The organism is Desulfobulbus rhabdoformis, from assembly GCF_016919065.1.
Taxonomy (GTDB): Bacteria; Desulfobacterota; Desulfobulbia; order Desulfobulbales; family Desulfobulbaceae; genus Desulfobulbus; species Desulfobulbus rhabdoformis.
The window spans coordinates 1-673 of the sequence record NZ_JAFFQA010000150.1 but is presented as its reverse complement, the minus strand read 5'-3'; the positions used below and the strand labels follow the sequence as shown (position 1 = coordinate 673).

At 41.5% G+C, this 673-nt stretch carries 1 protein-coding gene; it reads left to right on the top strand.

Annotated features, from left to right (window positions below):
* The first annotated feature begins 130 nt into the window (after positions 1–130).
* Positions 131–586, top strand: coding sequence for a hypothetical protein (locus JWJ90_RS22840; RefSeq protein WP_205229515.1), 456 nt, complete (start codon positions 131–133; stop codon positions 584–586).
* Positions 587–673: the final 87 nt, after the last annotated feature.

Sequence of the window (673 nt, the reverse complement as noted above, 5' to 3'; positions counted from 1 at the left end):
TTAACGGGATATTATATCATGTAAAAAGCAGCATTTAAACAAAAAAATAACGTAACATATTAAAATTATTAACCAAACAGGCCAGATTCGATCTACAGGGCAATTCCATAACTATCGGATGCTCCCGGTCTTGGCAATACGCGGAACAGAACCGGGTAGAAAAGATCTGCTTGAGACTGATTTACGGGATATTGGCCTGCGTGGTCTAGCGCTGTATCAGTCCATTGACATGATCAATTATATTATGCGACTTCAGGGCGATGAAGACAATAGTACTATTGCTCAATTGAAGGTCAGATCAGTCCTGACACCAATTAGTTCACCCCCGCCTGATAAATTTCTTTATTTTGAAGTATCTAATAATCTTACTCATTATTATTGTTTGGAAGTTGAAAATAATGGTCAAGGACTAGGTGAAATTCAAAGTAGCGACAAAGTTGTCCTTAGTGGTCACTCTTTAGGGGGGCATTTGTCTGCCTTAGCACAATGTCTTTTTCCTGACCTCTTTGATGAAACATTTACGTACAATGCTCCTGGCTTCGATCCCCCAGCAAATCCCATTTTGTCCCCTGGACCGCCAATGTGAATGGTGCTGAAGAGACTTTTGGGTTTTTCTGTGGAGTTTAAGGCATATTTTCAGCGCCTTCTCAGCCCGCTGGCTGCAAGGACCATG